This is a genomic window from Pauljensenia sp. 20925_1_27, from assembly GCF_041432835.1.
In the GTDB taxonomy this organism is placed as follows: domain Bacteria; phylum Actinomycetota; class Actinomycetes; order Actinomycetales; family Actinomycetaceae; genus Pauljensenia.
The window spans coordinates 83,832-96,148 of record NZ_JAPWAH010000008.1 but is presented as its reverse complement, the minus strand read 5'-3'; the positions used below and the strand labels follow the sequence as shown (position 1 = coordinate 96,148).

At 65.0% G+C, this 12,317-nt stretch carries 10 protein-coding genes; 7 read left to right on the top strand and 3 right to left on the bottom strand.

The window, feature by feature from the left end; genetic code table 11:
* Positions 1–199: 199 nt before the first annotated feature.
* Complete coding sequence (locus O3684_RS06325) at positions 200–1,792, bottom strand: aspartate:alanine exchanger family transporter (RefSeq protein ID WP_500065724.1); 1,593 nt, start codon at positions 1,790–1,792, stop codon at positions 200–202.
* A gap of 337 nt (positions 1,793–2,129) precedes the next feature.
* On the opposite strand from O3684_RS06325, the gene O3684_RS06320 reads away from it, so the two are divergent.
* The 3 genes from O3684_RS06320 to ilvC are packed head-to-tail and all read left to right on the top strand — an operon-like array spanning position 2,130 to position 5,436.
* A complete protein-coding gene (locus O3684_RS06320; protein WP_500062488.1) occupies positions 2,130–3,896 on the top strand; it encodes an acetolactate synthase large subunit in 1,767 nt (588 codons plus the stop codon).
* Positions 3,896–4,408, top strand: coding sequence for an acetolactate synthase small subunit (gene ilvN, locus O3684_RS06315; RefSeq protein ID WP_016461951.1), 513 nt, complete (start codon positions 3,896–3,898; stop codon positions 4,406–4,408). The genes O3684_RS06320 and ilvN overlap by 1 nt, the downstream gene beginning before the upstream one ends.
* Before the next feature lie 2 nt (positions 4,409–4,410).
* Positions 4,411–5,436 (top strand): ketol-acid reductoisomerase, encoded by a 1,026-nt coding sequence (ilvC, locus tag O3684_RS06310; protein ID WP_500062487.1) that lies wholly within the window; start codon positions 4,411–4,413, stop codon positions 5,434–5,436.
* Between the two features lie 114 nt (positions 5,437–5,550).
* Here the strand turns inward: ilvC and O3684_RS06305 are convergent, their stop codons facing one another.
* On the bottom strand, positions 5,551–5,706 hold the full coding sequence (locus tag O3684_RS06305) for a hypothetical protein (RefSeq protein WP_162837566.1): 156 nt from the start codon (positions 5,704–5,706) through the stop codon (positions 5,551–5,553).
* A gap of 152 nt (positions 5,707–5,858) precedes the next feature.
* On the opposite strand from O3684_RS06305, the gene O3684_RS06300 reads away from it, so the two are divergent.
* The 3 genes from O3684_RS06300 to O3684_RS06290 all read left to right on the top strand — a co-directional run bounded on the left by O3684_RS06300 (position 5,859) and on the right by O3684_RS06290 (position 10,677).
* Positions 5,859–7,082 carry a glycosyltransferase gene (locus tag O3684_RS06300; RefSeq protein ID WP_500065722.1) on the top strand — a complete coding sequence of 408 codons (1,224 nt, stop codon included), beginning with the start codon at positions 5,859–5,861 and terminating at the stop codon, positions 7,080–7,082.
* A 161-nt stretch (positions 7,083–7,243) separates the two neighbouring features.
* Entirely contained in the window at positions 7,244–9,487 is a 2,244-nt protein-coding gene (locus O3684_RS06295) for an exo-alpha-sialidase (RefSeq protein WP_500065721.1), read from the top strand.
* A 140-nt stretch (positions 9,488–9,627) separates the two neighbouring features.
* Complete coding sequence (locus O3684_RS06290) at positions 9,628–10,677, top strand: 3-isopropylmalate dehydrogenase (RefSeq protein ID WP_500065719.1); 1,050 nt, start codon at positions 9,628–9,630, stop codon at positions 10,675–10,677.
* Between the two features lie 90 nt (positions 10,678–10,767).
* Here O3684_RS06290 and O3684_RS06285 read toward each other — a convergent pair whose 3' ends face one another.
* Positions 10,768–11,772, bottom strand: a complete 1,005-nt coding sequence (locus O3684_RS06285; RefSeq protein ID WP_500065718.1) for a hypothetical protein — start codon at positions 11,770–11,772, stop codon at positions 10,768–10,770.
* 71 nt (positions 11,773–11,843) lie between these two features.
* Here O3684_RS06285 and rimP point away from each other — a divergent pair, with 71 nt between their 5' ends.
* Complete coding sequence (gene rimP / locus O3684_RS06280) at positions 11,844–12,314, top strand: ribosome maturation factor RimP (protein ID WP_016461946.1); 471 nt, start codon at positions 11,844–11,846, stop codon at positions 12,312–12,314.
* Positions 12,315–12,317: the final 3 nt, after the last annotated feature.

Genomic DNA, 12,317 nt, shown 5'->3' with positions numbered 1-12,317 from the left:
GCGACTTTGGGGGAGTAGGTTCTTTCAGGGGCCACGGGTACCGCAGGTGGGTCCTGTAAGCCTCACAGCGCCGTTGGCAGGGACGGCGCTGCCGTGTCGTGACGTGCTTAGGAGACGCCGAGCAGGCATGCGAATGGGGCCGACCCGAGAGAGTCGGCCCCATTGTGCCGCGGGATTGAACCCGCAAGAGACGATGCCGTTACATGCCACCCAGGATCTGGGCGACGACGATCTTGCCGACCATTGCGACCGGGTAGACGAGCGCGTAACCGAGAGCCACGCGCGGATCGGCGTTGGTGCGGCCGTTCGCGAAGGCGAGGACGGCGGGCTGCGTCTGGGCACCACCGAGCAGACCCGCAAGCTTCGTGCCACCCATCTTGAACACCCACCGCATGGTGCAGTACAGGCCGATCGCCATGATCGACGTCATGATGATGCCGAGCGCGAAGATTCGGATCCAGTCGCCCGAGGTGAATGCCTCAAGGATCTGGCCGCCGGCCTTTGCGCCGGCCTGGGCAAGGAAGATGAGTAGGCCGAGCTCGGCCATCACCTGGCAGGTCGTGAAGGGCAGAGCCGTCGCGATGGGGCCGATGCGGCCGATGCGGCCGAAGATCAGGCCGACGATAAGCGTGCCGGCGGCGGAGCCGATCGAGAAGTACTCGCCGGAGGGGGTCAGGATCGGAAGTTCACCGATCGCGATGCCCAGCGCCATGCCGATGCCCAGGGCGATCGGGTTGAGGTCCGTGAGGCCTCGGGACGAGTCACCGAAGAACTTCGTGATCTCAGCCATCTTGGACGTGGGGGCAACGACACGCACGCGGTCGCCCTCCTGGAGCACCAGGCCCGGCTCGGCGACCATGTCGACGTCACCGCGGCGCACGCGCGAAATCGTCGCGGAGAACTCCTTGGCGAGGCCGAGCGAGGCGACCGTGCGGCCGGCGACCTTCGGATTGGAGATCGTCACGCGGCGGAAGTCCAGGTAGGAGCGGTCCTGCATGAGGGAGTGAGAGGAGGCATGCCCCAGCTCGGTGGCGGCGCGCGCGACGAGCTCGCGAGGGCCGACGACGGTCACGAGGTCCCCGGGATCCAGGGTGTCGGACATCTGGGGGCGGGTGATCGGGCCGGTCTCGCCGCGACGCAGACGGGAGAAGGAAACCTTCTCGCCGAGCTTCTCGTAGATATCGCCGACGAAGGGGTGATCGTCGCGCTCGACGCGGATCGTGCGGTTGGACAGGGGAGAGGGAGCATCCTTGTCGTTACGGCCGTAGTGCAGGGCGGCCATCGAGGCAGCCAGCATGCCGATGACGCCGAAGAGGTAAGCGATCGAGTAGCCGACGGTTGCACGGGCGGGATCGCCGGATGCCTCGCCTGCTGCTGCCAGTGCGGGGGTGTTCGTCACGGAACCCGCGAAGGTACCGGCGATGAGGGGAACATCCATCCCCATGGCCTTACCGATGTACAGGCCTGCTGTGGCTGCGATGCCGTAGAAGGCAACCATCGTCAGGATCGGGCCGATGGCGGTCTTCAAGTTGTGGAAGAACGAGGCGCCCGAGTTGATGCCGATCGCGAACGTGAACAGCGTCAGGCCGAGGGTGCCCAGCTGCGGGGTAACGCGCAGCTCGATGTCGTAGGACTGCGCCCACGCAGCCAACACGATGGCGAAGAACAGAACGGCGGCAGCGCCGAGGCCAATGCCTTTGATTTTCACATGGCCAAACGCCATGCCTATACCGATGAGAAGGAAGAGGAACAGAACTGGCTGCTCGCTCAGAATCTCGAACACCTGGTGCACGATGAAATCTCCGTGTTGTGGATTGTGATATGAGGTATGTATCAATTAAAGCAGCAAGAAGTGCTGTGTATCTCAGTCCATCGTCCTAGATAGCATTCAGGGTCTTAAGGTCCGCACAATGAGATGGATAAGGAGCGGAGAGCTCAAGAGAGATACGGTAAAGCCATGCTTGACGTTCGCGGAATTGGAGTCCTTGCCCTGGTCATCGTACCCGGGCGTGCGATGCCTGCCGTGTAACGTGAGGATGGATCGCACGCCGAAATCCCCGCATCCGCGCTGTTTGGCCGGACTTGACGGGGTTTTTTCTTTGAGACGGTCCCAACGATTGAGAGGACGAATGGTGAGCGACACCGCCAACACCACCCGCATGACCGGAGCCGAGGCTATCGTGGCCAGCCTCGAAGCCCTGGGCGTCACCGACGTGTTCGGTATGCCCGGCGGCGCAATCCTGCCGACGTACGACCCGCTGATGGCGTCGACGTCTGTGCGCCACATTCTTGTCCGTCACGAGCAGGGCGCGGGACACGCCGCCGAAGGCTACGCCCTGGCCACCGGTAAGGTCGGCTGCGCGATCGTGACCTCCGGCCCCGGAGCTACCAACGTGCTGACAGCCCTGGGTGACGCATCTATGGACTCGGTTCCGATCGTCGTGATCTCAGGACAGGTCGGTGCCTCCCTGATCGGCAGTGACGCCTTCCAGGAAGCCGACGTCGTCGGTGCATCGATGCCCATCACCAAGCACTCCTTCCTGGTCACGGATCCCGCGGAGATCCCCGCGCGCCTGGCCGAGGCTTTCCACCTCGCGGCTACCGGTCGCCCAGGCCCCGTTCTCGTGGACATCACCAAGTCCGCGCAGGTTGCCGAGATGGACTTCTCCTGGCCTCCGGTCCTGGACCTGCCCGGCTACCGCGTCGCGGATAAGCCGAACATGAAGCAGGTGCGTGCGGCTGCCCGCGCGATCGCCGATGCCCAGGCTCCCGTGCTCTACGTCGGTGGCGGCATCGTGCGCTCCGGTTCTACCGATGCCCTTGCTGAGTTCGTCGAGGTCACGAACGCCCCCGTCGTCACCACGCTGACCGCCCGCGGCGCCTTCCCTGACTCTGATCGCCACAACCTCGGCATGCCCGGCATGCACGGTACCGTGGCCGCCGTCGGTGCGCTCCAGCGTGCGGATCTCATCGTGGCGCTCGGTGCCCGCTTCGACGACCGCGTGACCGGCCGCCTCGACTCCTTCGCACCCCGCGCGAACGTCGTGCACATCGACATCGACGCAGCGGAGATCTCGAAGAACCGCCACGCCGACATTCCGATCGTCGCCGACCTGGCGACCGCCCTGCCGATCCTCACCCAGGAAATCGCCCAGGCCTCGTCGGAAAACAAGGCCGACATTTCCGGATGGTGGCGCTACCTCGACCGTCTGCGCACCAAGTACCCGATCGGATGGGCCGAGCCCGACGACGGCATGATGGCGCCCCAGGAGGTCATCAAGAAGCTGTCCGACAAGGTCGGCCCCGACGCGATCTACGTGACGGGCGTGGGCCAGCACCAAATGTGGGCCTCCCAGTTCATTACGCTGGACAACCCGCGTAGCTTCATCTCCTCGTGCGGATCCGGCACCATGGGTTACTGCATCCCCGCAGCCATGGGCGCCCAAGTCGGCGCTCCCGACAAGGTCGTGTGGGCGATCGACGGCGACGGCTCCTTCCAGATGACCAACCAGGAGCTGGCCACCTGCACGATCAACAACATTCCGATCAAGGTCGCCCTCATCAACAACTCGGTGCTGGGCATGGTGCGCCAGTGGCAGTCCCTGTTCTTCGGCAAGCGCTACTCGAACACGACGCTCAACCCCGTCGAAGGCGAACAGATCCCCAACTTCGAGATGCTCGCCCAGGCCTACGGCATGGCGGCGCGCACCGTGCGCTCCACCGACGAGGTCGACGAGGCCATCGAATGGGCCATGTCGATCAATGATCGCCCCGTGCTCATTGACTTCCGCGTCTCCAAAGACTCGATGGTCTGGCCGATGGTCGCCGCGGGCGTGTCCAACGATGAGATTCGTTACGCCAAGGGCATGGCGCCCGACTGGGAGGTGGAAGACTGATGACAAATCGTCACACTCTGGCCGTGTTGGTCGAGAACAAGCCCGGCGTGCTCACTCGCGTCGCCGCGCTTTTCGCCCGCCGCGCCTTTAATATCAAGTCGCTGACCGTGGGAGAGACCGAACACCCCGAGATCTCCCGCATGACCATCATCGTGGACGCAGACTCCGCGCCCATCGAGCAGGTGGTCAAGCAGCTCAACAAGCTCATCAACGTCCTCAAGGTCGTCGAGCTTGAGCCCGAAGACTCCGTCGAACGGCGTCTGCTCATGATGAAGGTCCAGGCTGACGAGACCCGTCGCACCTCGGTCCTGCAGATCGTGGACCTGTTCCGCGCACACGTCGTCGACGTGCAACCCGAGTCGGTCGTCATCGAATCGATCGGCTCCCTACCCAAGCTGGAGGCGCTGCTGCGGGCCCTGGAGCCATACGGCGTCACCGAACTCGTCCAGTCGGGCGCCGTGGCCATCGGCCGCGGGTCTCGCTCGATCACGGATCAACTGAAGGAGAAATGAAAATGGCAGAGATCATCTACGATGACGGCGCAGACCTGGCGCTGATCCAGTCCAAGAAGGTTGCCATCATTGGTTACGGTTCGCAGGGTCACGCGCACGCGCTGAACCTGAAGGATTCCGGAGTTGACGTGGTCGTCGGCCTGCGCCCCGGTTCTTCCTCGTGGGCCAAGGCTGAGGCCGCTGGCCTCGAGGTCAAGGACGTGGCCGAGGCCGTCGCCGAGGGCGACGTCGTCTCCGTGCTGCTGCCCGACCAGGTCCAGCGCTACGTCTACGCCGAGCAGATTGCCCCCAACCTGAAGGAAGGTGCCGCCCTCCTCTTCGCGCACGGCTTCAACATCCGGTACGGCTACATTGAGGTCCCCGCCGGCCACGACGTCATCATGGTCGCCCCCAAGGGCCCCGGCCACAAGGTTCGCGAGACCTACGTGCAGGGCAAGGGCACTCCGGACGTCGTCGCCGTCGAGGTGGACGCCTCCGGCAAGGCCTGGGAGCTGGCCCTGTCCTACGCGAAGGGCATCGGCGGCACCCGCGCCGGCGTCATCAAGACGACCTTCACCGAGGAGACCGAGACCGACCTGTTCGGCGAGCAGGCTGTCCTGTGCGGCGGCGTCTCCCACCTGATCCAGGCCGGCTTCGAGACCCTGGTCGAGGCTGGCTACCAGCCGGAAATCGCCTACTTCGAGGTCTGCCACGAGATGAAGCAGATCGTCGACCTCATCAACGAGGGTGGCATCACCAAGCAGCGTTGGTCCTGCTCCGACACCGCTGAGTACGGCGACTACGTCTCCGGCCCGCGCGTCATTGGCGAGGCCTCCAAGGAGGCCATGAAGGCTGTTCTGGCCGACATCCAGGACGGCACCTTCGCCCGCAAGTTCATCGCCGATCAGGATAACGGTGCCCTCGAGTTCAAGGCGCTGCGCGCCGAGGAAGAGGCTCACCCGATCGAGAAGACCGGCCAGAAGCTGCGCAAGGCCTTCGGTTGGACCGACTCTGACGAGGACTACACCGAGGGCAGCGCCGCGCGCTGATCTCACTGTCCTTCTCGGATAGACCAAGCTCCGGCCTCGTTCCCAATGTGGGACGAGGCTGGGGCTCTTTTGCGCTGATAGGCGCGGGTGGGCTCGGCAGCGTTTGCGCGAGAGTTAGTTCGATGGTGCTTCGTCGGAACCGTTCGTCCACGGAAGGGGTGCGGGGGAGAGGGCGTCCGCGTTGGAGACGGTGGAGATCGGCGCAACGATCACGAGGGAAGCGACGGCGGCCGACGCGACGCGCGTCAGAGTTCGACGGGAGGGGCGCACTGTGATTCCTTGCTGTGAAAGATTGATTGACAGCATCAGTTTATTAGTAACTACCTACTGAGCAACTCTTTGTGACGTCTTGCATTGACTGCTGGTGTTGCCTGTGTCTGCGTCAGGGATTCTTGTCATGGTCTCCTGAGTAGAATCGGGGCATGGCTACTCAGGGGGCGGATTTATCCACCCGGCTCAAGATCCTGTTCGTCATCAATGACCTCTACACGCGTGGGAATGGACTCGCTGCGTCCGCGCGTCGCATGATCGCGCTGTTGCGTGAGCGGGGGCACGATGTTCGCGTGCTGTCTGCGCCGCCGCTCGACGGTGACGATTGCGGTATCGGTGCCCCTGACTATCCGCTCCCGCATCTTCGCGTTCCGCTGTTGGCGCCTCTTATTGCCTCGCAGGGCTACGCGTTTGCTCGCTCGGACCGGCGCCAGATTGATCGGGCTCTCGACTGGGCGGACGTGGTCCACCTGGAAGAGCCCTTCATACTGCAGTCCGCGGTTGCTCGGCGTGCGCGTGATCGCGGTGTGCCCGCGATGGCGACCTATCATATTCATCCCGAAAATCTCACGGCCTCCGTCTATCTTGATCGTTGCGCTGCCCTCAATCGCGTGATTCTTCGGCTGTGGAAGCGCTTCATTTTTGATCGGTGCGGCGCGCTCCAATGCCCCTCAGAATCGGTATGGCGGCGGGTCTCATCGTTGGGGCTTTCTCCGCGGCTCTTTGTTCTCTCTAATGGTGTGCCGCTGGGTGGTGTGAGCGTTGAATGTGGGGGCAAGGGGGAAGAGCCGTCCGTCGTGCGTCTGCTGTCGATCGGGCGCTTCTCGCGCGAGAAGGATCAGGCGACAATTCTGCGCGCTCTGCGCTATAGCTCTCACGCTCGCTCCATTGAAGTGACGCTGGCGGGGCGAGGTCCGACCGAGCGGCAGCTGCGGGCCCAGGCGGATCGGCTCGTGCGCGCTGGGGTCATCGAGCGTCCCGTTCGCTTTACTTTTATGAATGCGGAGAAGATGGCTCGCGCCTCGGAGCGCTCTGATCTCTATGTGCATGCCGCCCGGATCGAGGTGGAGGGCCTCGGCGCTCTTGAGGCGCTGCGTCACGGCGTGGTCCCTGTTCTCGCGCGTGGTCCTCTGACGGCAACCAGTCAGTTCGCGCTGACAGAGGAGAGCGTGTTCGAGGCAGGGAATCCGCGCTCGCTCGCGCGCGTCATTGATGCGTGGATTGACCGAGGGGGCGAGGCTCGTCGAGCTGAGGCCGTGCGATATCGGGGCGTGGAAGCTCAGTATGACATCCGTGTCTGTGTCCGTGAACTGGAGCGTGTCTATGGCTGGTTGGTCGGCGGGGGAGAATTTCCAGGTGCTCAGCCTGACAGGTGAACGCCGGTCCTCGAAGTTGCGGGGTAATTATCCTAGACGCTGATAAAAATATCTGTCGTATAACTGGTTAGTCAGCATCTAAATTTGTATGATGAATCCCGTGGAGAGTGAGTCATGACTCACTGCCCGCTGATTGACAACTCATCTCGGAAGGACCAACGATGACCCTCCGCCACTACGGGCGTGCCCTCGCGGCAGCCTCGGGAGCCGTGCTGCTGTGCGCGACTCTCTCGGTTCCCGCGCTCGCCACCCCGACCAGTGACACCGGTGCGCTAGCCCCGGTGACGGCCTCGGTAACCGACGAAGGTTCGGCCCCCATCACCGTTACCGTGGCGCGCACCGACTCCCACGGAGACACGGTGTACGAAGGCGACCTCATCACCATCACCGTCACCTACACCAACAACACAGACAGTGCTCTGACCGTCTTCCCGGTGGCCTCGAACCTGTCCGGCGTGCTGACCACCGGCGCCCCCAACTGCCGCTGGCATAACCTCGCCGCACACACCACCAAGCAGTGCACGACCGCGACGCACACCGTGACCGCCGACGACGTCGCGGCCGGAACCTTCACTCCGATGACCACGTGGGCCGCCACCCGAGACCGCAACGGCACAGACGTCATCGCCGGTGACATCACCGCGAACGCCGACCCGGTGACCGTCGCCCAGGGCGAACGGCCCCCGGCCCCCGACCCGCTGGAGACGCCGCATGACTACGCGATCGGCGAGAAGGTGCGCCTCGCATCCCCAGGCCTCGCGGGCTTTGGCTGTCACCGCATCCCCGCGCTGACCACCGCCACCAACGGATGGATCATCGCCGCGTGGGACGGGCGCCCCGATACCTGCCAGGATGCGCCCCAGGCGAACTCCATCGTCTACCGCATCTCCAAGGACGGCGGTAAGTCCTGGACCTCCATCCAGACCGCGCTTGCAGGCACCCCCGGCGCGCAGAAGGTCGGCTACTCCGATCCCTCCTTCGTCGTCGACCGCACCACCGGAACGATCTTCCTATTCTCGGTCAAGTCCTACGACGCCGGTCTCTTCCAGTCCCAGCTGGGCACTGACCCCGCAGCGCGCAACATCCTGCACGCCCACGTCGTCGAATCCCACGACAACGGCGAGACCTGGGTCAACCCCCGCACCATCACCGACCAGGTGACCGCAGGTCACACCGACCAGTGGTTCACGCGCTTCGCGTCCTCCGGTGAAGGCATCCAGCTGCGCTACGGTGCCCACGCCGGTCGCCTCATCCAGCAGTACGCGGTCGCCAACTCCGGCACGACCTCGCTCATGGCCGTCTCCGTCTACTCCGACGACCACGGCGCGACCTGGAAGCCCGGCGAGCCCACCGAGGGCAGCGCCGACGAGAACAAGGTTGTCGAGCTCTCCGACGGGCGCCTGCTCCTCAACTCGCGTACGCAGGGCACCGCCGGCCAGCGCCTCGAAGCCATCTCCTACGATGGCGGGCAGACCTGGGGCCCGTTCCGACACAACTGGGACCTGACCGACCCGCGTAACAACGCCTCCATTGTGCGCGCATACCCGGACGCCCCCGAGGGTTCCGCGCGCGCCCGCGTCCTGCTCTTCTCCAACGCCGATTCGTCCAGCGCCCGTGCCAACGGCACTATCCGGGTCTCCTACGATGACGGCTTCACCTGGAACGACGGCACGGTTTTCGAGAGCGGCGAGATGGCCTACTCGACGCTGCATCCCCTCGGGGATGGCACCTGGGGCCTGCTGTACGAGTCCGGCGGCTACAAGAACATCGAGTTCATGCGCATTGACGCCTCCTACCTGGGGCTGACCGACCCCGGCGAAGAGCCGACTCCGGATCCGCAGCCTGCACCCGACCCGCAGCCTGCACCTGATCCGACTCCGGACCCGCAGCCCACCCCTGAACCCGCCCCGGCTGTCACCCCCGCACATTGGGTGAACACCGGAAACGGCTGGAAGTGGCAGCTGGAAGACTCCAGCTACGCGACCAACCAGACCATCACGATCGGCGAGGCCACCTACCGCTTCGGCGCAGATGGCATGATGGTCACCGGCTGGGACAACCAGGGTGGCGTGTGGAGCTACTACAACGCCTACGGTGCCCGCGTGAGCGGCTGGGTCCACGATGGTGCCTGGTACTACCTCGACCCCGCGACGGGAGCGATGGCGACCGGCTGGGCGCAGGTCGGTGGCACCTGGTACCTCTTCAACGCCTCCGGGGCGATGCTCACGGGCTGGCAGTACGCCGGTAGCTGGTACTACCTGGCTCCCTCGGGAGCCATGCTCACCGGCTGGCAGCACATCGGTTCCACCTGGTACTACTTCGCCGACAATGGCAATATGGTCACCGGCTGGCAGTTGATCGACGGCCGCTGGTACTTCTTCGCTCCCTCGGGTGCGTGGATCTGATCTGTCTGACCGAGCCGGGGTCGGGGGAGCGCACGTGCCCTCCCGGCCCCGGCCTCGTCTATGGGAGACGTCACCCGGAAAACGGCCCACGTGGTGGAACGATTCCCTCCTCGGGGCCTCGGGCGGGGGAAGATGGAGCTATGACACTGAACATCGCAGTAATCCCCGGCGACGGCATCGGCAAGGAGGTCGTCCCCGAAGGCCTCAAGGTCCTGGATCGCGTCCTGGCAGACAAGGGCGTCGACTACTCCACGACCCACTTCAACCTGGGGGCCGAGCGCTGGCACGCCACCGGTGACACCCTCACCGACGAGGACCTCGAGGCCATCAAGCGCCACGACGTGATTCTCCTCGGCGCAGTCGGCGACCCCTCCGTCCCCTCCGGCGTCCTTGAACGAGGCCTGCTGCTCAAGCTGCGCTTCGCTCTCGACCACTACGTGAACCTGCGTCCCTCCAAGTACTACGAGGGTGTGCCCAGCCCCCTGGCTAACCCCGGCGACATCGACTTCGTCGTCGTGCGCGAAGGCACAGAGGGCCTCTACTGCGGTAACGGCGGTGCCGTGCGCGTGGGCACCCCGCACGAGATCGCAACCGAGGTCAGCGTCAACACCGCCTACGGTGTCGAGCGCGTCGTGCGCTACGCCTTCGAAGCGGCTGCCTCGCGCAAGAAGCACCTCACCCTCGTCCACAAGCACAACGTCCTGGTGAACGCCGGACACATGTGGCGTCGCATCGTCGACGAGGTGGGGGAGGAGTATCCCGAAGTGCGCGTCGATTACTGCCACATCGACGCTGCCACCATCTACATGGTCACCGACCCCGCGCGCTTCGACGTTATTGTCACCGACAACCTTTTCGGTGACATCCTCACCGACGAGGCCGGGGCCGTCACCGGTGGTATCGGCCTGAGTGCGTCCGGCAACCTCAACCCCTCGCGCGAGTACCCCTCCATGTTCGAGCCCGTGCACGGCTCTGCCCCCGACATCGCGGGACAGGGCAAGGCGGATCCGACCGCGACCATCTCCTCGGTCGCGCTGATGCTCGACTTCATGGGCTACGCCGAGGAAGCCGAGCGTGTGCGCGCCGCAATCGACGCCGACATGGCGGCGCGAGCCGAGGCTGCGGCAGCCGGGCATCCGCTCGTGCGCTCCACCTCGCAGATCGGCGATGACATCGCCGCTAGGGTCTGAGACTCACGCGAAACACGAGGGCCGCTCCCCGGGATGGGGGAGCGGCCCTCGTGCCTGTATGGAAGCGCCCGTGAGGCGAGGAGCTCGCTGTCAGCGCGTGCCGATGAGGGCGGGCAGGGACGTGCGAGGAGCCCACTGCTGGATGTCCGCCAACGCGGCGCTGGCACCGGCGCTGCGCACATCGGAGGAGTTGCTGGCCAGCATGGCGGAGTCCGCCGCGAGCAGGTTTGATGCCAGGGAGGGTGCATCGAGGAAACCAAGTGTGCAGCGAGGCGTTCGTGTGTCGGCAGCTCCGGCACGCAGCGCGGTGTCGGCGCGCGTGAGTAGCTCACCCGACACGGCGTATGCGTCACTCAGCGTGCCCGCACTCACCTGCGCCTGAGGGAGGGTTGACGCCGTGCAATCCCAGGTAGCGACTGCACTCGACAGCTCCTGAGAGGATGCCAGATCCTTGCCCGAGGGGGCGAAGGACGCTGATATTCCCGGCGCGTCGAAAAGATCGATTGACCAGGTCTGGACTCCCTGACGCGAGGCCGCATTCACGCGGTCGTTGACAAGGAGCGCTTGGTCTAGCCCTGCATCCAGGTCAATGCCATACGCCTGGGCGATCGTGACCGCGCTCGCGTAACGACCGAGTGCCGCAGCCGACAGGGTGCGGGCCTCATCGGCGCTCGTACGATTCGTGTCCGCGGCGATCTCCAGGTCGCGGGTCGCCGTGCGGGCAAGCCACGCGACGAACGCCGACACGTCGGTGGGGGCCTCGGACACGGCGGCGGGGGCAGAGGCACCCTCGGGCGGGGTTCCGCCCCACGGGTCCCACAGGCCACCCAGTGCCTCCAGGCGCTCGTCCGAGGCCGCCGCGACAGCGCGCAGAGCCGCCGAACAGGACGCGCAGTCCGTCGCGACCTCGGCAAGCTGGGTCGCCCGATCGGAAGCCGCCGACTCCGTGCGCGCAGCTTGGTCGCGTACGGCGGCGAATCCGGTCAGGGTGGGCAGAGAGGACGACGAGCACGCGGACAGCGCGAAAAGCGCCACCCCAGTGGCGACGAGGCCGGGGAAACGGCGTGTGGTTAAAGTCAGTTTTGCGAAACGCACACCCGCATCATCCCACACCCCCGGGTAGGATAGGGAACTGACCCGCGTACGCGAGAGAAAGATAGGCGCATATGGCATCGTCCACGTCAGATGGACCGCTCGAGGAGCTGCTGGCTCCCGTGGTCGAACAGTCGGGACTGGAACTGGACTCAGTGACCCGCTCGCGCTCCGATGCGATGCCGCTCCTGCGGGTCATCGTCGAAGCGCCGATCGGCGCCGACGGAATCGACTCCGACACGCTCGCGGACGTGTCCCGCGCCGTGTCGAAAGCGTTGGACGCCGCGGACCCGATCGACGGCGAATACCTGCTGGAAGTGTCCACGCCGGGAGCCGAACGCGAACTGACGAAAGTCGGGCATTGGATGCGCCAGATCGGACGCCTCGTGCGCATCAAGCTGCGCGCCGGTGGATATGTTTCCGGACGCGTCGTGGCGGCTGACGAGACCAGTGCAACGATCGATGTCGACGGTGAAACGACTACCATTGACTATTCTGACATGAGGAAGGCGCGCTCCCGCGTCGACTTTGGAACGGGGAAGTAGGAG